Here is a 22,385-nt window from a genome sequence, read left to right on the forward strand (position 1 = left end):
GTAAAAGGGGAAGGTAAAAATTACAAGGTGAAATAGGCTTTAGGAAAAATCCAAGAATCCCTTTAAATCAAAACATAAAACGACAAGCGGGGAATAAAAGATTTCAATAAACTGCGCATCTATCATTTAATAGAGCAGAATAGGATGAACTGCCTAATTTGAGCAGTTCTTTCTCATTGAAAACTAGTGACTAATTAATAGGAAAGGGGTATCTTTTAATATATAAAAATCGGATACAAGGATGAACATAGATGAAATTTTTGAGTAAATACATAAAAAAGTATTGGTTGCCCTTTAGTGTAGCTGTACTCTTTCTTACAATTGAAGCAGTAAGTGACCTTCTGCAGCCGACAATTATGTCAAAGATTATCGATAATGGTGTAGCGAATAAAGATTTAGACTATGTGTTTAAATATGGTGGAATCATGCTATTAGTTACGGCATTTGGGGCATTAGCTGCATCGACACGTAATGTTATTTCGGGTATTGTATCGCAAAATTTTGGTTCAGAACTACGTTCGGATCTTTTTCGGAAAATCCAAACTCTTTCATTTAAAAGTATCGATAAATTTGATCGCGCATCACTCGTTACCCGCTTAACAAACGATGTGACACAAGTCCAAGTATTCGTGAATGGATTAATGCGAATCTTCGTAAAGGCACCCCTTTTATGTATTGGGGGCCTCATTATGGCGACCCACTTAAATATTCATTTATCAGTCGTTCTAGCCGTCATTGTACCGATGGTCGCTCTGATCATTATTTTAAATATGAAAATAAGCTTTCCCTTTTTCGTAAAAGTGCAAAAAGCTTTGGATAAAGTGAACGGCATAATGAGAGAGTATTTGTCGGGTGTGCGGGTCGTCAAAGCATTTAACCGGTTTGACTTTGAAGTGAGTAAATTTAGTAAAGCGAATAATGAATTCCAAGAGAAATCAACATCTGCAATTCGCATTATGGCAATCTTTAGTCCGCTTATTATGCTTGTTGTGAATCTTGGTATTGTTGCCGTATTGTGGATTGGTGGAATCCGAGTCGATAATGGCAGTTTACAAGCCGGGACGGTTATCGCGTTTACGAATTATATGACACAGATTCTCTTTTCATTGATGATGATTTCGATGGTCTTTAATATGTTTGTTCGAGCAAAAGCGTCAGCGGCAAGAATTGGCGAAGTATTTGATGAAAAAAATGATATGGCTTGGAGTAAAGAGGGACAAGTCTTTCATTCAAAAGGTCGAATTGACTTCGAAAATGTGACCTTTTCCTATGATGGGGTGGAGGGGGAACCAATTTTAAAAAATCTCACCTTTACATGCTTACCTGGTGAAACAATAGGAATTATTGGTTCAACAGGTTCAGGGAAATCTAGTCTGATTGGATTAATTCCACGTTTTTATGATGTCACATTTGGAACGATTAAAGTAAATGGCGAAGATATTAAACAATTGAATCCAAAATCATTAAGAGAAAAAATTTCGATTGTTCCTCAAAAAACGACCTTATTCACAGGATCCGTCATAGAAAATATTCGATGGGGAAAAGAAGATGCCACGATGGAGGAAATCGAACGAGCCGCGAAAATGGCCCAAGCACATGACTTTGTGATGGAATCTCCGGAAAAGTATGAAACAAAATTAGGACAAGGCGGGGTTAATTTTTCAGGCGGGCAAAAGCAACGGCTGTCTATCGCTCGTGCGTTAGTGAAGCAACCGGAAATTCTTATTCTTGATGATAGTACAAGCGCACTTGATATGGTGACAGAATCGAAATTAAAGGAGTCCCTGAAAAAGTATGCGAGCGGGTTAACTTGTTTGATCATCGCCCAAAGAATTACTTCAATTATGGACGCCGATAAAATTATCGTTTTAGAAGATGGAGAAATGGCGGGCATTGGAACACATGAACAATTACTAAATGATTGTAAGGTGTATCAAGAGATATACAAGTCACAAATTGGGAAAGAGGTGGAATAGGATGTCCGCGAGAAAAGAAAATACTGTACAGCAATCCCATTCTATTCCTCGACCAGGAGGTGGCATGAGAGGTCATGGCGGAAGAGGCGGACCTGTTGTAAAACCGAAAAATTTTAAAGGCACACTAAAAAGACTTTGGCATTACTTTGGAAACGAGCGAAAAATTTTATCCATCATTTTCTTATTCATACTAATCGATTCGGTCATTACTTTGTCTGCACCGTATCTTATCGGAAAATCGATTGATGCCATGACGATTGGCGGAAAAGTGGATTTTAATTTGCTCGAAGTATTGGTTCTTGTTCTTTTATTTGCCTATATTACCGATGCATTTTTAACTTTTTTACAAAGTTGGTTAATGGCCGGTGTTTCTCAACGGATCGTCAAACGTCTTCGAAGTTCATTATTTAAAAAGCTGCAAAAGCTTCCTGTATCTTTTTTCGATACGCGTACACATGGCGAACTGATGAGCCGGCTTTCAAATGACATTGATAATGTAAGTAATACGATTTCGCAATCAACGACACAGCTAATGTCTGGTGGAATCGTGCTTCTTGGTTCATTAATAATGATGCTCATTCTAAGTCCTATTCTTACTTTAGCAACTTTAATTACTGTCCCTCTTGTTTTCTTGCTTACCAAGACAATTGCTAAGAAAACACGAATTTTGTTTAAAAACCAACAAATTCAACTTGGAAAATTGAATGGTCATATTGAAGAAACGATCTCCGGGATTCAAGTAGTGAAAGCATTTAATCATGAGGATAAAGCAATTGAAGAATTTGAAGAAGTAAACACGAAATTAAAACAAGTCGGGTTAAAAGCTCAAATATGGTCGGGATTTTTAATGCCGCTTATGAATGTAATTAGTAACTTAGGTTTTGCTATTGTTGCGATTGTTGGTGGACTTCTTGCTGTGAAAAGCTTAATCACCATTGGTGTCATTGCTAGTTTTCTCACTTACTCTCGACAATTTGGAAGACCATTGAACGACTTAGCGAATATATTTAATGTTCTTCAATCTGGTGTAGCAGGTGCGGAGCGTGTATTCGAGATTTTAGACGAAAAAGAGGAAATCGAAGACCAAGCAGAAGCAATCACACTAACCAATCCGAAAGGGAATGTCCATTTTGAAAATGTATCGTTTGGGTACCGTCCCGATGTTCCAATTTTAAAAAATATTAGCTTTGAAGCAGAGATTGGCAGCAGTACGGCGTTAGTCGGTCCAACAGGAGCGGGGAAAACGACGATTGTCAACCTGTTAACACGCTTTTATGATGTAACAGAAGGGCATATTTATCTTGATGGGAAAGACATAAGGGAATATACGCGAGATAGTTTGCGGAAATGTTTTGGAATCGTATTGCAGGATACGTATTTATTCTCGGGCACGATTAAAGAGAACATTAAATATGGAAAACCAGACGCAACAGATGAAGAAGTGATAGCAGCGGCGAGAATGGCGAATGCTGATCTCTTTATTAAAAAACTGCCGAATCAATATGAAACGATGCTTTCTGAAAACGGTGGAAATTTAAGTCAAGGACAAAGACAATTACTAGCTATTGCCCGTGTGATGTTAGCAAGACCCGCACTCCTCATTTTGGACGAAGCAACAAGCAGTATCGATACGAGAACTGAACTTCACATTCAAGATGCATTATTAAAAGTAATGAATGGAAGAACAAGTTTTATCATCGCCCATCGATTGAATACAGTTCGTGAAGCTGATACGATTATGGTCATCGACCACGGTGAAATTGTTGAAAAAGGAAGTCATGATGAATTAATTGGAAAACGAGGGGTGTATTATAATATGTTCTTTAATCAATTTAAAAATGTTGAAGGAGTTTAATAAGAATGTACTTAACTTTAAAGGAAACTGCAGATTACTTATCCATGTCAGAAGCTGCAATCGAAAAACTCATTTTGCAAGGTAAAATTCGCTTTGTTCATGATGGGGAGCAATACTTAATTTATAAGGATCAATTTAAAACGCATTTAGAACAAATGGAAAAGTACAAGAAGTTAGTAGAAGATTGGAATTCAGAACCGATTCCAGAAGACCCGGATATTAAGGATGAGGACTAGTACTTTATAACAAATAAACGAAAGTAGAAGATAGATAGGATGTAACATGAAGTAAAGGGGAAGGAATTAATCCCCTTTACTTAAAGTTCTCTAATCCCTTTGATTGGTCAAGATGTGGATCGTCATCATTCAATATTCCATTTTTAATAATATATTGACGTGCTTCCTCATTCCCTAATTGATAGATCATTTGGTAGACTTCAGTAAGAATTTGATCATATTTATGATTTTCGGAATCATGATGGTATTCAAGAAACGGAATATGGGCTCGTGCATACGTTTTTAAATCAGCAGCATATAACTTTTTGAAAAGTTCTTTAAGCTGCGTAAGTTCTTTGTGGTTAGCAATAATTTCAAATTGTTGATTCGTTTCAATCGGAGTGTCTAAAATTTCACCGTTGGTTATATCGATATAATATGTTCTGCTATTTGACTCCATTTTTTCATCTCCTTAAGTTTTTTATGAAAACCATTACTTCTAAAAAGCTCCTTTAAGATGATTTACCACTAATTCGTTCCTATTAATCAATAGTTTCTTATTTTTAATGATCCTCATCCATTGTTAAACAAACTATCAACCTGTTTGGTTATTTAATAAGATGTTTTTCCTAGTGCGTTAGTAATCTTTAGTTTTTCATTTTTATTACATTACAAATAAGGACGATTAATTTATAAAAAATGATAATTCCAAAAGTCTGTAGGTATAGGTGGAAAAGAGAGATTTTCGCTTCGATTTACGAATTAATTATGATTATTTAAGACTATTGTTTAAATTTTCTGGATCTATTAAACTGATTTTACATCCTGATTTGCATGGTAAAAAATTAAATTATGAGAGGAGTAGTAGAATGAAGAAAAGGAGAATGTTAGGATCGGCAATACTGAGTTTAGCGATGGGCCTATCTATGTTTTCAGGCGGAGCATCTGCGAAAACAACAGATGTTAAAGAGAATGGGGTTCAAGATTCTTACCGTGTCTTAATTCAAGGAGCTAGTACAGAGAAAGTTAAGCTGCAAAATACTTACGATGTCCATCGCAATTTTGGTAAGGAAGGGTTTACAACTACTGTAAATGCCAAGCAATATGAAGCCCTTAAGAAAAACAAAAATATTACTGTTGAAAAAGTAGAAAAGGTAGAAATTCAATCCAAGGCACCAATCAAAGCGACCGCTGTTCCAAGTAAGCAAGTTCCATGGGGAATAAAGGCTATTTATAATGATAATAATCTTACATCCCCATCCGGTGGGGATGGAATAAAAGTAGCAGTCCTCGATACGGGTGTTGAAAAAACACATGTTGATTTATCACAAAATGTTGAGCAATGTAAGGATTTTACCCAAAGCAGTACGTATGTCAATGGTACGTGCACAGATCGGAATGGTCATGGTACACATGTGGCAGGTACGGTCTTGGCAAATGGTGGTTCAGATAAATTAGGTGTATTCGGAGTTGCACCAGAAGCAGAGCTCTGGGCATATAAGGTGCTCGGAACAAACGGGTCCGGGTATTCGGATGATATAGCCGCAGCCATCAGACATGCAGCAGATGAGAAAACTCGAACTGGGGCAAAGGTTATTATATCAATGTCGTTAGGGTCGAGTGGAAAAGATAGTCTAATAGCCAGTGCAGTTGATTATGCATACGGGAAAGGTGTATTAGTCATTGCGGCAGCTGGTAATAGTGGTTCTGGAAGCAATACAATAGGCTACCCCGGTGCATTAGTGAATGCAGTCGCTGTAGCTGCTCTTGAAAATGTTCAATCAAATGGAACGTATCGAGTAGCCGACTTTTCTTCACGAGGAAACCCTGCAACAGCAGGTGATTATATTATTCAAGAAAGGGATATTGAAGTCTCAGCCCCAGGTGCAAGTATCGAATCAACATGGATTAACGGAAGATACAATACAATTAGTGGAACATCCATGGCAACACCTCATATATCTGGATTAGCAGCTAAAATTTGGTCAGCTAACAAAAGCCTTAGTAATACGCAATTACGTGCAGAGTTACAAAAACGTGCAAAAGCATATGACATAAAAGGAGGCATAGGTGCTTCAGTTGGTGATGATTACGCATCAGGTTTTGGCTTTCCTAGAGTTAAATAAAGATTCCAAGGCCCCTTTTGAAAAAAAGGGGCTTTTTAAAAGAAAACTTTTTATGTCATCAGTCTTACAAAATATCCTGCAATGTCCAGCTCCAGTACTATCGACTAGAAAACTTCATCACTTTTCCCTACGATAAGTCAACATCGATTCTCCTTGCATCACCCGTATTTCCGATATCTCAGTCAAAACTTTATAAAACTATGTAGTAAAAATATTCAGCCATATTAAAAGTGTTACTTATGTCCCTTGTGTCTGTATCAAAAATGAAAGTAAAATGAAATTTATTGCAAATATACATTTGTTAAACTATTAAAATAGAGGTTTTACTGCTTAAAGGAAAAGTTTTAATACTGTAACAAAAGGGAAGCATAATTACATATTCTGTCGCATTAATTGGTTATGTAAATATGTATTATCGGAGGATATAACATGACTTTTGAAGAGTTATTAATTGATAAGCTTTATTATAAAAATACATTTATGAAAGAGGATGAATTCGATCATCCTATTCGGGTTCTTGGTGAAGCCTACTTAGCGGAGCAGCAGAATGAGTTAGCGGAACTATCATATATTCGTTTCGCCCAAGGAGAAGTATATTTTCATAACAAAGACTTTGAATCTGCTATTTTTAAATGGGAAAATATCGAAAATGAATTAGAGCCATGGGCGAAAAAAAATATGGCAGACGCTTATTTCGAATTGGGCTTATACCCCACTGCCGAAGAAATATACCGTTCAATCGTTTCTGACTCCCCTATATTAACGACGGAAATATCGATTAAGCTTTTCTCAATTTATACTGTGCAAGGAAACATGGAAAAAGCAGTTGAGACAATTAAGGAAGCTGTCGCCTATAATCCTGATTATAAAGACCTAACAGACATAGCCCGCGAATTTTTTGAAGAACAAGAGGATTGGGCTAATGCAATAGAACTAGCTGTGAACGAAGCAATACGAACAGATTCGCCAAAATGGTTTGAAGTGCTAATTGCCTATAGTGAAGATGGAAAAACGAACCGATTTGCACCAAACTATTTTAGTAAAGTATTAGTTTCGTTGTATATAGTAAACCAAAGATTGTTTGAAACATTTGTTTCCTCTCTATGGAAAAGTTATCGAAATGAAACAAGGGATGTTTATCTAACTTGGATAAAAGAGATTAATCATATCCTCATAAATATTGAAGATCGTCGAAACGGAAATTGGCATGAATTATCCGCTTTATTTGCAGAAACATATTCGGAGCTATTAAATGGGCAGCTTCTATTAAAAGAATTGTCATTAATGATTCCAGAGCATCTTGAAAATTGGCTAAAAATCGCTGATTCTACACATGCGTTAGCTGCTTCAGCGGCTGTGCTATCGTGGGGAGAAATCTTTCCATCAAGCATCAATCAGTCGATCATTCAAGAAGCTGAAAATATTATTGTACATGCAAAAAATGAGACGGATGTTCTAGAGGAAAGTGTACATTTATTTGAAACCATACTAGAATGGGCGGAAACGCAAGAGGTGCAAATTAGTTATTCATTACATTGGATGGTCCGCAAACTTCTCGATCTTCGCGTTCATCATGTGTTAGTTGCCGGTAATACGGAAAATGGAAAAGCTGATTTTATCAATACAGCACTCGGAGGCCATGGTCTCGGAACATCATCTGCTTCATTCATTATGTATGATGATGCAGATACAATTGACATCTCTGAAATCACCAATACTGGCGTAAGTAAAATTGACAATTTAGAGGAATTTCATAAAATTTCGATGCATGATGAAACAATCATTGATTTTAAGCTGCCATCTGATCTTTTAAACAATTGTGCTGTGACATTGTCATATATGCCGAGCAATGGTCAGAAACATATTTATCTACCGGATGCTATTCTGGCAGTGATTAATCCGAGTGAATATGATGGGGACTACTTATTTAATTTAAGCGAGCAAATGCCGTATACCCCATTACATTTTGTAATAAACGATGTGGAAAAGATATACAGTGAACAAGAAATAACTATTCTTGTAGAAGAAATCCGTTCAAAATTCCCGTATGCCCTAGTCTTAACATCTACAGATACGGCAGATTTAACGACCTTTATAAAATCGATCACCCAATCCATCAATGTGGAAGAAGTACGTACAGCGAATATGTTATCTTTCATACGGGCGTTAATGTCAAACATTTTAGAACAACGTAAAAAAATGGAAAATGATTTGGATGAATCGATTAAATGGGAAGAAGAAATGGCTACTAAATTAGGTGGAGCGATTCATCAACTACAAGATATGGAAAAAGAAAAAGTAGAAAACATCACACAATCCTATCAAACAATAAAAAATGAGATCAAAGAAGAGCTAAAGCATTCTATCCCTGCATTATTGAAGGGGAGTTCCGAATTAATTAAAGAAAATAGTGACTTTAGAAAAATCCATATTGAATTGAATGAAGAGATGAATAATCGGATTCAATTACATGTAGAAAAGCAGGTCCTACCAAACTTTTATTCTTCGATTCAACAATGGATTTCCTATGCAGGTGAAGAATTTTATCAGTGTAAGACGTTCCTAGATGAAATGCGTGAGGGCTTTAACTCATTATATGGTGAGGAAAGATTAAAGCTATTTGCGGATGAGAAAGTACTTGATGATTGGAGACGGGATGCGGAAAGAATGAAAAACGGTATCCGAATCGATAAGGTAAATATTTTACTAAGGCATACACCGTCCCAAGTTATATTAAAAAGTGCCGGAAAATTATTTGGGGCACTGCAGCAAAACAAAACAATTCTTTATAATAAATATAAAAAGTTTATCGAAAACGAGGATTATCAGGAAGTAGTAAATACGATTACAAACAAGTTTCTTATGCAATTTGAACTATTTGAAACTTCCATCGAAAGAGATATTGCCATGTTCTTTAAAAATCCTTTACTTGAGCTTGAAGAAACTGTTAAGAAAACCGAAGCTACACGCCAAAATAATGTGAAAACATTAAATAGAATGAAAGCAAGCCCTGAAAAATTCCGCGATCCCCTATCACTATTTGAAGTTAAATTACGTCAATATGAGTGGATCATTGATGCAAGTAAAGAAAGCTATCCAGTTGTATAAAACGCTAGATTACTAGCGTTTTTTTTTATAATAGTTTACCTAGAAAAGACAATTGTTCACCACTTGTAGAAAATGTCTTGATTATTTCTTGATAAAGAGAGATAATAAAAACTAAATTTTATCTGAAAATTTTCTACAACGGGAGATGTGTGTATGAAAGTTGTAAAGTTTGGCGGTTCCTCGTTATCTACAGGTGAACAGGTTAAAAAGGTAGTTGATATTGTTTTGTCTGATCCGGAAAGGAAAATTGTCGTTGTTTCTGCTCCGGGAAAAAGGCATCCATCAGATGAGAAAATAACAGATTTATTAATTGCTTGCGGAAAAAAAATATTAGAACATGATTCGGAAACAGAAATTCTAAACGAAGTTATTCAACGATACATACTCATTGCGAATGAATTAGGACTTCATGAATCGTTTACTGCGGAGATCAGAAACTCTTTTCTTCAAGTTTTACAGAAAGATAAAAGCGATTCTGTTATGTTTTTAGAAGCTTTAAAAGCAAGCGGGGAAGATACAAACGCAAAATTAATCGCTAACTATTTTCAACTTCGTGGAATTGAAGCCCACTATATCAATCCGAAAGATGCAGGATTACTTGTCAGCAATGAGCCGGGGAATGCTCAAGTATTACCGGAAAGTTATCATCGATTAGCTGATCTATCAAGTCATTCAGGCATTTTAATTTTTCCTGGTTTTTTTGGATATAACGAACAAGGGGAGATTTTAACCTTTTCGCGAAGTGGTTCAGATATTACGGGTTCGATTTTAGCAAATGGGGTAGGCGCATCCGTGTATGAAAACTTCACAGATGTCGATGCTGTTTATTCCGTCAATCCATCAATTATAAACCAACCTAAGGAAATTCGGGAAGTTACATACCGGGAAATGCGAGAACTTTCTTATGCCGGCTTTTCCGTCTTTCACGAGGAAGCACTTATTCCCGCGTATCGTGCAGGTATTCCCGTCCACGTAAAAAATACGAATAATCCTTTTGCGCCTGGAACAAGGATTGTGAATGAACGAGAACAGCGAAACGGTCCAGTTGTGGGAATTGCTAGTGATACAGGATTTTGTAGCATCTATGTTAGTAAATATTTAATGAATCGCGAAGTCGGGTTTGGCCGAAAGCTTCTGCAAATTTTGGAAAGCTTCGGTTTATCTTATGAGCATTCCCCGTCCGGTATAGATGATATATCGATTATATTACGTGAAAATCAATTGAATTCAGAGATTGAAAAGCAGATAATAAATTATATCAAAGAGGAGCTTCATGCAGATGAGGTAAAAGTGGAGCACGGTCTTGCTCTCATTATGATTGTCGGTGAAGGAATGCGGCAAAACGTAGGAACGACAGCAAGAGCCTCGAAAGCATTAGCACATGCCGGCATTAATATTGAAATGATCAACCAAGGATCATCTGAAGTTAGTATGATGTTTGGGGTCAAAGAAGTAAACGAACGAAAGGCAGTTGAAGCTTTATATCAAGAGTTCTTTGTCGGCGTTTTAGTGTGAGGAACTGAACAAACGAGCAAATACACATTGAATTCTTGCTGTTTTCTTTCTTGAACTGCACATAGGCAAAATGAATGACCTACTCATGAGGACTGAGTAGGTCATTTTCGTTTAATATCCTTTTTTAAAGTCTACAAGATTAATTTTTGGTACCCCTTCTTGTAGGTAATGCTTCAAATTAGGAATAAAGATATCTTCAATCACTCTAGCATCGTAATGTTCAGTTGAACCAGCAGTATGTGGAGTAATGATTACATTTTCTAAGTTCCATAAAGGGCTTTGTTCGGATAGGGGCTCTTTTTCAAATACATCTAGACCTGCACCAGCGATGGAATCAGTCTCAAGAGCGTGAACGAGGTCCTCTTCCACGACAATCTCACCCCGGCCAATATTGATAAAAAATGCTGACTCTTTCATTAACTGAAATTGTTTTTTACCGAATAGGTGATACGTTCCATCTGTTAGTGGTGTTGTAACAACGACGTAATCGCATTGCGGCAGAATTGAATTGAGATGGTCTGTTGTATACATCTCATCAAAGGATTCCTCTGAAATGTCCGAATGGCGAATTCCAATCACTTTCATACCAAACGCTTTTGCGATTTTTGCTGTTTCCTTACCTATCGCACCAGCGCCAATAATTCCAACTGTTTTTCCGTGCATTTCAAGGCTTAAGTGGGCATGATGCCATGTCTTTGATTGCTGATTTCTCACATATGTATGAATTTTTCGGGTAAGCCCAAGCATTAAAGCGAATATTGTTTCAGAAATTGGATAAGCATGGACACCGCTAGCAGTTGTTAAGAAAATGTTTTTGGCGTTTAACTCTTCCAACGGAAAACTGTCTACCCCTGCACTCCAGCTTTGCAACCATTTCAGCTTTGAATCTCGATCGATTCCATACGGTTTTACTTCTTTCTTCCAACCTACAATGATTTCAGCATCATTTAAATGATCTTTCCAAACAGAAGATTCTTTCCCAGCTATAATATTCCAATCGGGAACGGTTTCTTTCACTTTTCCATATAAACCTTGATCAAGATTTTGGGTTATAACAAGTTTGCGTTGCGACATAATTTCCTCCTTTGCATTAAAAACTTTGACAATTTCAATTATACTAAAAATATCATTGCCTTTCTTGTTTAATGCCTCCGTACTACCTTAAATAAAATAAAGCACTTTCTCTCTTCAAATTCAATTGCATGTTAACAAGTAAACAAAAAACCAAGTGGATCACACTTGGTTTTTAAATCATTTATTTTAGGATTGTAACTTTTACATTTTTTCTTCCCCATTGAAGGGCCTTTTTCTTTGATGGGATGAACACATCAATTTTTTTGCCTTTCATTGCACCGCCTGTATCCCCTGCAATTGCGTTTCCGTAACCTTCTACGTAAACTTTTGAGCCTAGTGGGATAACTTTCGGATCTACAGAGATAACTTTCATTTTAGGATTCTTTTTAAGATTGATTCCTGTTGCAGTGATCCCGCTGCATCCTTTACAACTTCCTGTATATGCTGTAGCTGAAACTGTAATTACTTTTTTTGCTTTTACTTTTTGAGTTGTTTTCTTTTTTGCCGCAGCTTTTTTTGTTTGCGAGATTACTAGTTTTTGCTTTGGAAAGATATTATCTGATTTAAGATGGTTCCATTTTTTTAGATTACTAACGGATACTTTATATTTTTGCGATATCTTCCATAATGAATCTCCGCTTTTAACAGTATATGTATTTGAGCTTGCAAATGCGCCACTTGAAATTCCGATACTTAAACAGAGTACTGTACTAATTGATAGAATAAATTTTTTCAAAATAGTATTCCCCTTTTATTTTTTTATGTTAAATAAACCTTAACATGGAAATGTAACAGTTATGTTTCAGTGGTGTACAAATTCTATTACAAGTTGTTTTCAATTGATATTTTAGCTAAAAAATAGGGAAAATATTTTATTTGTTGAACATTGTAAATATAGGCGGAATTTTGTAAAATGAAATAAAAAGAAAGCTAGGTGATGTGATGAGTTTTATAAAACATCGAAGCAAACCGGATGAATTGAAAGTTTTGGAGAGTTTAAATGAACGAATGAATTTATCTGTCAAAGAAAAGAATGATTTATCAAATCTGGCAAAAGGATTTGAAGGTGAACAAAAGTTTGATGAATGGCTAATAACACTATCAAATGATTGGAACATCCTTAATGATTTACGTTTTGATTGGAATAATACTTATTATCAAATTGATAGTTTGTCCCTCCTTTCTGAGACCATTCATCTTTTCGAAGTGAAAAATTATGAGGGAGATTATTATATTGAAAATGATACTTGGTATTCAGTAAAGGGATTGGAAATAAATAACCCATTCTTGCAGCTGATGCGAGCCGAATCCTTATTACGTCGATTTATTAAAAACCTTGGTTTCAAATATTCAATTGAATCGTATTTAATTTTCATTAACCCTGAGTTTCATTTATACCATGCTCCCCGAAACCAACAGATAATTTTCCCAACCCAACTTCCTCGGTTTATGAATAATCTTTCTAAGAAAACATCCAAGATAGCAAAAAATCATACACAACTTATTGAACAATTATTATCTTCTCACCTTACTAAGTCTCCGTATAAGCGAATACCAAAATACACTTTTGATAGTCTTAAAAAAGGGGTTGTTTGTATGAAGTGCCGTTCTTTTATAAACTCCTTTAGAAAAATATCTTTAGTTTGCTCTCAATGTGGTTACAAGGAATCTGTGACATCAGCTGTTTTGCGAAGTATCGATGAATATATGATCCTTTTCCCTGAGAAAAAGATTACTAGAAGTACAATACAAGAATGGTGTAAGATTATACCCAAAAAAACTCTTCAAAAAATACTTTCCAATAATTATGAACAGATTATTGATGGTAAAAATACCCACTATATAGTGTGCAACAAATCGTTCAATTAAGAGTTGTCGTACATTATAGTAGAAACCCGCAAGAAGCGAGAATTTAAATCTGTAATAAACTTAGCGTAGTGCCCGGAACTAAGAGATGCGGGAAGATGAGAAGAAGAGATCCCCAGCGAAATGCTCGAAACCGAGAGATGCGGGAAGATGAGAAGAAGGTAGCCGTAGCGAAGTGCCCGAAACTGAGAGATGCGGGAAGATGAGAAGAAGGTAGCCGTAGCGAAATGCTCGAAACCGAGAGATGCGGGAAGATAAGAAGAAGGGATCCCCAGCGAAATGCCCGAAACCGAGAGATGCGGGAAGATGAGAAGAAGGGATCCGTAGCGAAGTGCCCGGAACTGAGAGATGCGGGAAGATGAGAAGAAGGGATCCGTAGCGAAATGCTCGAAACCGAGAGATGCGGGAAGATAAGAAGAAGGGATCCCCAGCGAAATGCTCGAAACCGAGAGATACGGTAAGATAAGAAGAAGGTAGCCGTAGCAAAATGCCCGAAACTGAGAGATGCGTGAAGATGAGAAAAAGTGATCCCCAGCGAAGTGCACGAATCCACGAAACAAGCCCTTCATAACCATAAAACAGTGATCAATAACCATTAGCCCACAAGAAAGACAAACCAAACTTAAAAAGGACTCCAGGCCGGAGTCCTTTTATTATGCTTTTTGAACATTTGTTGCTTGTGGTCCGCGAGCGCCTTCCTCGATTTCGAAAGTGACGGTTTGACCTTCTTCAAGAGTCTTAAATCCTTCACCTTGAATGGCAGAAAAGTGTACGAAGACGTCGTCTTGTCCTTCTACTTCGATAAACCCGAAGCCTTTTTCTGCATTGAACCACTTAACTTTACCTGTTACCATTTATATACCTCCAGAGTACGGATATTCACTACTCTCGTTTAAAATTGAATTTTTTGCGAATAGAAAAAATATCCTTAAATAAAATTAAAACTACACCCTATATTTTCGTCACAAAAAGAAAAAGTATACATAAAAAAAGAAAATAATTTTATAGGATGTCTTTCTTCCAAAAAAATCACAGTTTACGAAAATAGACAAAATAATTAGACATTCTATTTCGAATATTATATAATCACAATTACGTCTTTAGAAAAACATAAATTTAGTAAGTCATGAATTCGTTGTGTATTCATGGCTTTTTCCTGCCTGTCGATAAAAAGACTTGTGGTAATAAGTCAAGAGAAAATCCATAAAAAATAAAGTTGATTTTGGACTTTCAAAGGAAAAAAAGGCGCACTGAACTAAACCCGCACCATCACAAGAACGCTTGTTCGGGTTTGCTGAAAGGATTCAAAAGCAGCTATTTGCTTTTGAGTTACACGCTCCTTTTTGGCGTGTAGAGTTGGTGATTGCGTAGTAGCACATCCACCAAACGCACTAATTTTCTTGCAGTCATGACAAGGGCTCTTTTGTGTTGAAATTTCGGAACTTCTTTATACTTCTTTAAGTAAAATTCACGATAGGCGGGTTCATTTCGTTGGACCGAGTTGGCAGCTTCAACTAAGTAATAACGAAGATACTGATTTCCCGACATGACTCGTGGTGTTCGTTCCGATTCATAGTCGCCTGATTGCGATTTTTTCCAGAAGAGACCGGCATATTTAGCTATTTGCGCTTGTGTTTCAAATCGATCAATTTGACCGATTTCGGCGATAATCCCTGCCGCATAAACCGGACCAATACCCGGCACGCTTTTCAAGCACTGTCCTTCTGGAATAATGTGAAATAGGGACTCAATCCCTTTTTCTAACTCTTTGACCTGGTTTTTAAGTGTTTGAATGAGTTTGGCATAGGTGGCCAATACGACATCAACGGAGTCCTGTACGACCTTGCCTAAACGGTAGGAGTCACGAATCGCCTTTTGGATGGATTTCGCAACTTTTTCTGGCTGACGAAAGCGACCTTTTCCTCTCTCTTGAAGGAACTCAGCCAGCTCTTCCAGCTCCATCTGAGCGATCTCATCCAGCGAAAAGGATTCAGCGAACAACTCCATCATGGTCGAACCAAAAACAGAAGTATCTACTTCATTGGTCAATGTATTGCACTTGTAATAGAGATTTTCAAGGAAATGCTGCTTACACTCGGTCAATTGATGAATGACCTGATAACGAGAACGCGTTAAACGCTGAAGGGCAACATACTTTTCTTCCTTGATGATGGTTTTATTATAGCGCCCAAACCGAAGAAAGTCGGCAATCCGAAATGCATCAATTTTATCGGTTTTATCTTCTTCAAATAAGCCTTTAAACCGATGGATCGCCTTTGGATTTTGAACCACCACTTCCACCCCAATCCGTTTTAAGTCGGCATCGTTATCTAAAAGATGCGCAGGGTGAAAGCTATACACAGAGGTGGATTCCATGCCGACAATGATTTTTTCGTAATGGGATTGTCCATGATAAGCTAAGATATTTTCTTTAATCTGGTTCGCTCCATGAATATCGTTTGGAAAAGTCGTTTCTTTTAAACGTGTGTCTTCGCTGTCCAGAAAACACACATCAAGTTTTTTAGAGCTTACATCAATACCTACAAATAAATTCACGGAAAGGACCTCCTTTCATTTGATTATGGAATAAGCTTGGATACTGCGGGATATCCCTAGAAACAATGGTCTGGCAACAGCCTCGCGTATGAGTATTCAAAAGGTGCGTCTCTAAAAGCTGCCCCAATGTCCACTAACATTGGTATAGAAATACACCGATACAGCTTGTGTGTTTGCAGTACAACCATTGTCTGGGTCACAGTCTTTAATCGTAGTCGAACTACAGGAGGAAACAGCATATTCCCAGTTGGATCCATTCCAATGTCTATTATCCAGGGATATCCCCCAGTATCCAAGCAATTCGGGTTGTGCTATTTATGAATATAAAGAGAGAGCAGCATTGCCTCCATCATAGATAGCAATATCTTAATTATTTAGTTATCAAAGAACAATAAAAGCAATTTCTAAAACTTATTATACGAGGAGGTTAAGTAATGACAAATAACGAGCATCCTGATTTTCAAGAAGAGGTTGAGAGGCTTGAATTCACGAAAAAGTATATGAATGTCGTTATTAAAGCATCTGAATCGAGTGAAGAAACATTTAGAGAAAATCTAAAGCAGTCGCTGGAAGGAATGGATATTAAAGATAGCAGCTTTAGCTATATGAGCATGCTAACGAATGCGAATCTACTTCAGAGGACTGGAGATGAATTAAAACGCCTAAAAAAGTTTGAAAAGAAGCCCTATTTTGCAAGAATCAACTTTTTACAGGAAAAAGTCGATAAAGAAGAAATTTTGTATTTAGGAAAAGTATCATTGTTTGATAAAGAAACACAGCAACCAATTATTGTCGACTGGCGATCACCAATTGCGAACCTATACTATGATGGGCGTTTAGGGGATGTTTCCTATGAATCCGAAGGGGATACTTACTACGGATATTTATCATTAAAGCGTCAATTTATTATTGATGAAGGTGAACTTCAAGAAATCCGCGATATTGATTTAACAACAAATGATGAATTACTCCAAATGTCCTTATCTGAGAGTGCGAGTAATCGTCTAACCGAAATTGTTTCAACAATCCAAGAGGAACAAAATAATATTATCCGTGCCGATTTGAACAAACCGATTATTGTTCAAGGAGCTGCCGGAAGTGGTAAGACAACGATTGCGCTACACCGTATCTCCTACTTCATTTATACTTTTGCTGATAAGTTTATGCCCGATCAATTAATGATTTTAGCTCCAAACCGCTTGTTTATTGATTACATCTCAGAAGTTCTTCCGGAACTTGGTGTTGAAAATATTCTACAAACGACATTTGTTGATTATGTCATGTTGTGTATTGGCAAAAAAATAAAATTAACACCTCCGGATGAAAAGATCGTTCATTTTATAAACCAGGATATAAAACATCCAGAATTAGTAAAATGGGTCTCAGATTTTAAAGGTTCATTACTATTTAGAGACATCGTTGATCGTTACTTAGATGATGTATTGAAAACATTGCTTCCAACCGAAGATTTTTTCGTATCGAAGTTTCGCTTATATAGTGGTAAGAAATTAAGACAACTCATCGAATATGAATACAGGTATTTACCTTATTATCATCGTATCGACAAGATTAAACGGGTATTGCAAAATCACGTTCGTACAGAAAAAAAACGAATGGTTGAGAAAGTGACAAACTTTTATGATAATAAGCTAGAAAAAGCGTTGTATAGTAAAGCGGAACCGGAAAAACGCCGTCGCTATGTATCAAAAGCTTTAGATAAGAAAGCTGAAGCACTAAATGATATAAAGAAAGAAGTGCGAACGGCCGTTACTACTTACATAAAAAAACTCCCAAAACATGATTTATTTTATTATTACAAGCAACTTGTGACTAATAAAGAAGTATTTATGAAATATGCTCATAATGTACTTAAACCATCAGAAGTCGATTTTTTCATTGAGTATCAGAACAAATTGAATGCAAAAAAGATATATGAAATCGAGGACTTAGCCTCCTTGCTTTATTTACAGGGAAAACTATTTGGAATCGAAAATCATTTACGTGTGAAAAATATTGTTGTAGATGAAGCGCAAGATTATAGTTATTTTCAACTGTATGCATTAAAAACTGTACTAGAAACAGATATGTTTACGATCGTTGGCGATTTGGCACAAGGAATCCATTCATACCGGGGAATAAAGGATTGGAATATCGTTCAGAATGATATTTTCCCGAGGGCAAGTTATAAAACGTTGCAAAAAAGTTATCGTACGACAGTCGAGATTATGAATGCTGCCAATCAAATTTTGCGTCTCCTTCCTATTGACTTACCAACTGTTGAACCAGTTGTTAGACATGGAAAGAAACCAATTTTTCATCAAACTTCCTCTGATAAAGACACTGTAAGATCGATTGAGAACGAGATTAGCCAATTGTACAAGGAAGGGATAAAAACAATTGCATTAATTGGAAAAACAAATGAAGAATGCAAAAAATTAGCTCAGCTATTGAAAAAGCATTCCGAACTTCCAATCCAATTTTTAAAAGAAAATGAGGAGATTCATAAGGATGAAATCGTCATTGTTAGTTCACATTTGTCAAAGGGGCTCGAATTTGATGCGGTGTTAGTTTGTTCGCTTGGTGCCTCGTTCCTTGAAAATGAAATTGATATTAAACTTTTATATGTTTCCATGACACGGCCATTACATCGTTTGTCTTTCTTTGGAAAGGATCGCTCGAATTTTCTATTAGATCAGGTGGATTCAGAATTGCTGGAAATTGAGGAGTAGATTAAGCTGAATTTCGATTCAGCTTTTTTTACTTTATGACCGTGGGATAGGTATTGGAAGAAATGAGGACTGTAGTAACAATCCTTTTCTCACAAATGAAAAAATAATGTTATTGGCAAATGGTGAATGTTTGCGCAGAGCATCTTTCCCCACCGTCAATAACAGTTTCTTCCGTATATTCTAATTGCAACTCGTTAAAAAGTGATTTCCAAAATTGAATCGCTTTTTGATTTTTTTCGAGCTGAACGACATAATATGTACCTGGATAAGAAACAAATAATTTTTTGACTGCTTGTCCAGCAAAGCCTCTTTCTCGATATTGAGTAAAAATAAATATATCATTTACACAATAATCGATGTGTTCATTTTTAACTGTTTTTACGAATAAAAGAAATCCTACTATTAATCCTTCATACTTGATAAAATATGGGATTAAATTAGATTTTGTGAAAAAAAGGTCTATACTATCATATTCAAAAATTCCGAGCTGATTTGCTTTTAGCTGATTTGTATATTGAGAAAGGTCATCAAGATAAAAATGAAGCATATTTTCTAAAATACTTTTCTCTTCTAATCGAACTTCTTTTAACTCAATAGTCATGAGAATCTCTCCTATTAATAACGACTTAACATTATTATTGTAAAAGAAATTGATAAAAAAGAGAATAGTGGGGAGGCTCGTCCCTTTTAATTTACACTAATTTTCATTAATGTTGCAGGATTACTTGAAACATACACAACCCTAAGTACCTTTGTTTAAATCGCCAAGGATGATAAAAAACCTCCATTTGTCACCACAAATAGAGGTAAAACGTTTCATCGATTTTTTAAAATTATTTGGTATTTTTAACCAAACATCATTTGCACCCAATAGAATAATAGAAATAACGTGACAATCGTGGACAATGGGATAACAATTAATGAAACATTTAAATAGTCACGCCATTTTATTTTTATTTTATTTTGTCGTAAAATGTGAATCCAAATGAGGGAGGCTAATGTGCCTATAGGTAGTAATAAAGATCCGATATCGCTACCTATAATATTTGCTAAATAAATCGTTTTAAGTGTGATAGGATCAAGTCCCATTTCAGTCAAGGTGATAGTTCCGATCATTAATGCAGGATGATTATTAAACAAGTTTGATAGAATGGATACGAGTCCCCCCATGATAAAACTAGCGTAAAATAATCCTTGATTTACGATTGGTTCACAAACATTGACAAGAAATTCTGTAAGTCCCGCATTATGGAGACCGTAAATAATTACATACATCGAAAAGGCAAAAATCAGAATGTGCCACGGAGTTTTCTTCAAAATATCAACAGGATTTGTCCGAAGGTAGTACCATCTCCAAATAAGTAAAATGCTTGATCCAAATACCGCTACAATTTCGATAGGAATGGAAAGAAATGATGCGACGAAGAGTAGACATCTCATAATAAAAACAAATAATAAAATTTTTAACATAAATTTTGTACGCTTCTTACTCGTATTTACATCGATACTTCCTTTTAGCGGATGGAAATTGGAGGTGAAAAACAAATTTTCAATATCGTATTTAGCCTCTGGCAATTTTGGTGGTAACGACTTCTTTAATAAAACATACATCAGCCATGACATGAATATTAATCCTAATGTAGCAGGAATAAACATCATTGCGGTATGCATATACAAGGTCATATGAACAATTTTTAAAGCAATTAAATTTACGATATTACTTACGCCAATTGGTGCACTCGAAGCAGTTGCGATTAAGGCTCCGCTTAAAAGATAAGGGATCTGCTGGTGAGGTTTTAGTCTAAGATTTTTTAGTAGAAGGATTAGAATGGGGGTTGTAATCAAAATACTTCCATCATTATTAAATAACAGTGTCATTAGGAAGCATAGCAATTGAATATACCAGTATAAGCGATAGCCGGAACCTTTTGCTAAACCAGCAAGTCTTGCGGCAGCCCAGTGAAAAAAACCGAAGCTTTCTAAAATAACAGCCATAACAATTGTCGCGATAATGGTTATCGAAGCACCACCTATTTTACTTATAATATCCTCAATGTCCCCCCTAGACACAACCCCGGTTAATAATATGATCAAAGCTCCTATTGATGCAGGCCATGCTTCGTTAATTCCTTTTGGTCTCCAAAATATAATTGACATTGTCATAAGAAAAACAAAACTCGTTATTATAATGTCATAATTCACCTAAATCCCTTCTCTCCTTTTCAAATATTTAAGGAATTTATCATTGCATGTCTGTTTACTTATATCTATATTCCTCCCCTGTAAGTATGGTAATAGATACTAATCCAAATCTATTTTAAATGTACGGGTGTCTCTCTACTAAAAATGCCCCTCCGAGAGATATGTCTACATATTGTTCAACACGTCAACACAATTTCTCAATTTTTTTAGAAAAAGTTTGGGCTTTGTCTGGGTAGATGGTAAAGAGAGATAAATATACTTGAGGATTTGATAACTATATGATAAAAGGGTTTCATTTTGATATACAGGCGGCAATTGGATTCAATCTAAAAACTAAAAGGACCACACAAGAACATAGTGTTATACCAAACCTTCTAAATCCCGAATTTAAACAAGGCATCCCAGGGGAAATTCTATTAACAGATATCATTTATATACGGTAGTAAAGATCAGAAAGATTATTTACCGCTATAAACATGAAATTAAGCAAATATATAATCTATTACAATAAGTACAGAGAACAATGGAAATTAAAAAAGATGACCCCTGTACAATACAGAGATCATCCTCTTAAAGCAGCTTAGAATTTTTAAAAATTATCTTTTACAAGGGTTCCCTATTCTTTATTCTTCATTGGATAATGTAAGAGACCACATATTTCCATCGCGCCACACAGTGTTTACATTTCTAAATTCATTCTTTCTGCGTGATGTTCGGCGTCGGGATGTTCTTCTTGGCTGTGAACGTCTACGTGAAGTACGCCGACGGCTGGAGCGACGTCCGGAACGTCTGCATGAAGTACGCCGACGGCTGGAACGACGTCCGGAACGTCTGCGCGAAGTATTGCGTCGACGACTGGAGCGACGTCCAGAACGTCTGCGTGAAGTTTTGCGCCGACGGCTGGAACGACGTCCGGAACGTCTGCGCGAAGTATTGCGTCGACGGCTGGAACGACGTCCGGAACGTCTGCGTGAAGTATTACGCCGACGGCTGGAGCGATGTCTAGAACGTCTACGAGAGGTATTGCGCCGACGGCTGGAACGACGGTCGGAACTTCTACGAACCCTACAAGTACACGATAGATGACGACGAGACCTCCGTCTGTTTGAAGTGCTACGACGTGATGTCCTTCGGCGCGACGTATTTCGATTTCTGCGCTCGGA

The 22,385-nt window shown here is 36.5% G+C and carries 18 protein-coding genes; 10 read left to right on the plus strand and 8 right to left on the minus strand.

The features are described 5' to 3' along the window. Positions 1-251: 251 nt before the first annotated feature. The 3 genes from MKY81_RS08150 to MKY81_RS08160 are packed head-to-tail and all read left to right on the plus strand — an operon-like array spanning position 252 to position 4,067. Positions 252-1,976, plus strand: coding sequence for an ABC transporter ATP-binding protein (locus MKY81_RS08150; protein ID WP_341117470.1), 1,725 nt, complete (start codon positions 252-254; stop codon positions 1,974-1,976). Between the two features lies 1 nt (position 1,977). Beyond that, positions 1,978-3,831, plus strand: a complete 1,854-nt coding sequence (locus MKY81_RS08155; RefSeq protein WP_066236069.1) for an ABC transporter ATP-binding protein — start codon at positions 1,978-1,980, stop codon at positions 3,829-3,831. A 5-nt stretch (positions 3,832-3,836) separates the two neighbouring features. Further along, the gene (locus MKY81_RS08160; protein WP_066236071.1) at positions 3,837-4,067 is read left to right on the plus strand and encodes an excisionase family DNA-binding protein; all 231 of its coding nucleotides are present in this window, start codon (positions 3,837-3,839) and stop codon (positions 4,065-4,067) included. Positions 4,068-4,143: 76 nt separating this feature from the next. On the opposite strand, the gene MKY81_RS08165 is transcribed toward MKY81_RS08160, so the two are convergent. Next, positions 4,144-4,506, minus strand: coding sequence for a hypothetical protein (locus MKY81_RS08165; protein ID WP_066236072.1), 363 nt, complete (start codon positions 4,504-4,506; stop codon positions 4,144-4,146). A 409-nt stretch (positions 4,507-4,915) separates the two neighbouring features. On the opposite strand from MKY81_RS08165, the gene MKY81_RS08170 reads away from it, so the two are divergent. The 3 genes from MKY81_RS08170 to MKY81_RS08180 all read left to right on the plus strand — a co-directional run bounded on the left by MKY81_RS08170 (position 4,916) and on the right by MKY81_RS08180 (position 10,795). Further along, a complete protein-coding gene (locus MKY81_RS08170; RefSeq protein ID WP_108072501.1) occupies positions 4,916-6,172 on the plus strand; it encodes a S8 family serine peptidase in 1,257 nt (418 codons plus the stop codon). Between the two features lie 429 nt (positions 6,173-6,601). After that, positions 6,602-9,280, plus strand: coding sequence for a tetratricopeptide repeat protein (locus MKY81_RS08175; RefSeq protein WP_341117474.1), 2,679 nt, complete (start codon positions 6,602-6,604; stop codon positions 9,278-9,280). A gap of 153 nt (positions 9,281-9,433) precedes the next feature. Next, on the plus strand, positions 9,434-10,795 hold the full coding sequence (locus tag MKY81_RS08180) for an aspartate kinase (RefSeq protein ID WP_066236078.1): 1,362 nt from the start codon (positions 9,434-9,436) through the stop codon (positions 10,793-10,795). Positions 10,796-10,906: 111 nt separating this feature from the next. Here MKY81_RS08180 and MKY81_RS08185 read toward each other — a convergent pair whose 3' ends face one another. Both MKY81_RS08185 and MKY81_RS08190 read right to left on the minus strand, forming a co-directional pair. Further along, complete coding sequence (locus MKY81_RS08185) at positions 10,907-11,869, minus strand: D-2-hydroxyacid dehydrogenase (RefSeq protein ID WP_108072502.1); 963 nt, start codon at positions 11,867-11,869, stop codon at positions 10,907-10,909. 181 nt (positions 11,870-12,050) lie between these two features. After that, positions 12,051-12,605, minus strand: coding sequence for a 3D domain-containing protein (locus MKY81_RS08190; protein ID WP_066236082.1), 555 nt, complete (start codon positions 12,603-12,605; stop codon positions 12,051-12,053). 206 nt (positions 12,606-12,811) lie between these two features. Between MKY81_RS08190 and MKY81_RS08195 the strand changes: the two genes are divergently transcribed. Continuing rightward, positions 12,812-13,738 carry a nuclease-related domain-containing protein gene (locus tag MKY81_RS08195; protein ID WP_066236084.1) on the plus strand — a complete coding sequence of 309 codons (927 nt, stop codon included), beginning with the start codon at positions 12,812-12,814 and terminating at the stop codon, positions 13,736-13,738. On the opposite strand, the gene MKY81_RS08200 is transcribed toward MKY81_RS08195, so the two are convergent. The 3 genes from MKY81_RS08200 to MKY81_RS08210 form a co-directional block, all read right to left on the minus strand. Beyond that, on the minus strand, positions 13,735-14,331 hold the full coding sequence (locus tag MKY81_RS08200; protein ID WP_341117481.1) for a hypothetical protein: 597 nt from the start codon (positions 14,329-14,331) through the stop codon (positions 13,735-13,737). The genes MKY81_RS08195 and MKY81_RS08200 overlap by 4 nt on opposite strands. Positions 14,332-14,388: 57 nt before the next feature. Continuing rightward, positions 14,389-14,589: a cold-shock protein gene (locus MKY81_RS08205; RefSeq protein ID WP_058003138.1), complete on the minus strand. Its 201-nt coding sequence runs from the start codon at positions 14,587-14,589 to the stop codon at positions 14,389-14,391. A 475-nt stretch (positions 14,590-15,064) separates the two neighbouring features. Then, positions 15,065-16,291: an IS110 family transposase gene (locus tag MKY81_RS08210; RefSeq protein WP_108073350.1), complete on the minus strand. Its 1,227-nt coding sequence runs from the start codon at positions 16,289-16,291 to the stop codon at positions 15,065-15,067. A gap of 434 nt (positions 16,292-16,725) precedes the next feature. Here MKY81_RS08210 and helD point away from each other — a divergent pair, with 434 nt between their 5' ends. Further along, entirely contained in the window at positions 16,726-19,020 is a 2,295-nt protein-coding gene (gene helD, locus MKY81_RS08215; RefSeq protein ID WP_341117483.1) for an RNA polymerase recycling motor HelD, read from the plus strand. Between the two features lie 109 nt (positions 19,021-19,129). On the opposite strand, the gene MKY81_RS08220 is transcribed toward helD, so the two are convergent. Beyond that, positions 19,130-19,621 (minus strand): GNAT family N-acetyltransferase, encoded by a 492-nt coding sequence (locus MKY81_RS08220; RefSeq protein WP_108072686.1) that lies wholly within the window; start codon positions 19,619-19,621, stop codon positions 19,130-19,132. 245 nt (positions 19,622-19,866) lie between these two features. Beyond that, a complete protein-coding gene (locus MKY81_RS08225) occupies positions 19,867-21,222 on the minus strand; it encodes an arsenic transporter (protein WP_341117487.1) in 1,356 nt (451 codons plus the stop codon). Between the two features lie 476 nt (positions 21,223-21,698). Here MKY81_RS08225 and MKY81_RS08230 point away from each other — a divergent pair, with 476 nt between their 5' ends. Together MKY81_RS08230 and MKY81_RS08235 are read left to right on the plus strand one after the other, a co-directional pair. After that, complete coding sequence (locus tag MKY81_RS08230) at positions 21,699-21,806, plus strand: IS3 family transposase (RefSeq protein ID WP_445663925.1); 108 nt, start codon at positions 21,699-21,701, stop codon at positions 21,804-21,806. A gap of 125 nt (positions 21,807-21,931) precedes the next feature. Beyond that, positions 21,932-22,228 carry a hypothetical protein gene (locus MKY81_RS08235; RefSeq protein ID WP_341117489.1) on the plus strand — a complete coding sequence of 99 codons (297 nt, stop codon included), beginning with the start codon at positions 21,932-21,934 and terminating at the stop codon, positions 22,226-22,228. Positions 22,229-22,385 lie beyond the last annotated feature (157 nt).

This window comes from Heyndrickxia sp. FSL W8-0423 (assembly GCF_038009395.1).
Lineage (GTDB): Bacteria > Bacillota > Bacilli > Bacillales > Bacillaceae_C > Heyndrickxia > Heyndrickxia sporothermodurans.

Excerpts from the sequence above, each read along its gene's own strand:
- helD (WP_341117483.1), top strand. The coding sequence starts at position 16,726 with ATGACAAATAACGAGCATCCTGATTTTCAAGAAGAGGTTGAGAGGCTT.
- MKY81_RS08185 (WP_108072502.1), bottom strand. The coding sequence starts at position 11,869 with ATGTCGCAACGCAAACTTGTTATAACCCAAAATCTTGATCAAGGTTTA.
- MKY81_RS08165 (WP_066236072.1), bottom strand. The coding sequence starts at position 4,506 with ATGGAGTCAAATAGCAGAACATATTATATCGATATAACCAACGGTGAA.
- MKY81_RS08155 (WP_066236069.1), top strand. The coding sequence starts at position 1,978 with ATGTCCGCGAGAAAAGAAAATACTGTACAGCAATCCCATTCTATTCCT.
- MKY81_RS08195 (WP_066236084.1), top strand. The coding sequence starts at position 12,812 with ATGAGTTTTATAAAACATCGAAGCAAACCGGATGAATTGAAAGTTTTG.
- MKY81_RS08175 (WP_341117474.1), top strand. The coding sequence starts at position 6,602 with ATGACTTTTGAAGAGTTATTAATTGATAAGCTTTATTATAAAAATACA.
- MKY81_RS08170 (WP_108072501.1), top strand. The coding sequence starts at position 4,916 with ATGAAGAAAAGGAGAATGTTAGGATCGGCAATACTGAGTTTAGCGATG.
- MKY81_RS08235 (WP_341117489.1), top strand. The coding sequence starts at position 21,932 with ATGTTCGGCGTCGGGATGTTCTTCTTGGCTGTGAACGTCTACGTGAAG.
- MKY81_RS08150 (WP_341117470.1), top strand. The coding sequence starts at position 252 with ATGAAATTTTTGAGTAAATACATAAAAAAGTATTGGTTGCCCTTTAGT.
- MKY81_RS08180 (WP_066236078.1), top strand. The coding sequence starts at position 9,434 with ATGAAAGTTGTAAAGTTTGGCGGTTCCTCGTTATCTACAGGTGAACAG.
- MKY81_RS08230 (WP_445663925.1), top strand. The coding sequence starts at position 21,699 with ATGAAATTAAGCAAATATATAATCTATTACAATAAGTACAGAGAACAA.
- MKY81_RS08220 (WP_108072686.1), bottom strand. The coding sequence starts at position 19,621 with ATGACTATTGAGTTAAAAGAAGTTCGATTAGAAGAGAAAAGTATTTTA.
- MKY81_RS08160 (WP_066236071.1), top strand. The coding sequence starts at position 3,837 with ATGTACTTAACTTTAAAGGAAACTGCAGATTACTTATCCATGTCAGAA.
- MKY81_RS08205 (WP_058003138.1), bottom strand. The coding sequence starts at position 14,589 with ATGGTAACAGGTAAAGTTAAGTGGTTCAATGCAGAAAAAGGCTTCGGG.
- MKY81_RS08200 (WP_341117481.1), bottom strand. The coding sequence starts at position 14,331 with ATGGTTATTGATCACTGTTTTATGGTTATGAAGGGCTTGTTTCGTGGA.